Raw genomic sequence first — 576 nt, forward strand, 5'->3', positions numbered from 1 at the left:
AGTGAGTTGATCCCAGAGGGAAAGAACGGAGGGGCCGAGCGCCATCAGGATCGCCCGGGCGGAATGGCTGAGCCCGGGTACCGCAGGACATCGATAGTGAGGTGGTCTCCGGTCGAGCAACCGCGATCCCCGCATTCCCCGCCCTCTCCCGGGTGGGCGTGCGGAAACAGAAGGCCGGTGCAGTATCAGGGCCGGCAGATGGTGTAGCAGTTCCTTCGGGGCCCTGGCGCTACTGGCGCCAGGGCCCCTCCACGCGTTTCTCGGAGAGGTGCAAGTGACAGCAGACGACTCGTTCGGCCGGCTCGATGACGACGACTACCCCGCCTACACCATGGGCCGGGCCGCAGCGTTGCTCGGCACCACCCAGGGCTTTCTCCGCGCCCTCGGCGAAGCCCGCCTCATCACCCCGCTCCGCTCCGCGGGCGGACACCGCCGCTACTCCCGCTACCAACTGCGCATCGCCGCCCGCGCCCGCGAACTCGTCGACAACGGCACCCCCATCGAGGCCGCCTGCCGCATCATCATCCTCGAAGACCAACTCGAAGAAGCCCAGCGCATCAACGCCGAACACCGCCG

General features: G+C 68.2%; 1 protein-coding gene. It reads left to right on the forward strand.

What is annotated here, in order from left to right; translation table 11 throughout:
- Positions 1-274: 274 nt before the first annotated feature.
- A partial coding sequence (locus N4G66_RS45275; protein WP_261710165.1) for a helix-turn-helix domain-containing protein occupies positions 275-576 on the forward strand: 302 nt, incomplete at its 3' end.

The organism is Streptomyces rhizosphaerihabitans (genome assembly GCF_025399795.1).
Taxonomy (GTDB): Bacteria; Actinomycetota; Actinomycetes; order Streptomycetales; family Streptomycetaceae; genus Streptomyces; species Streptomyces rhizosphaerihabitans.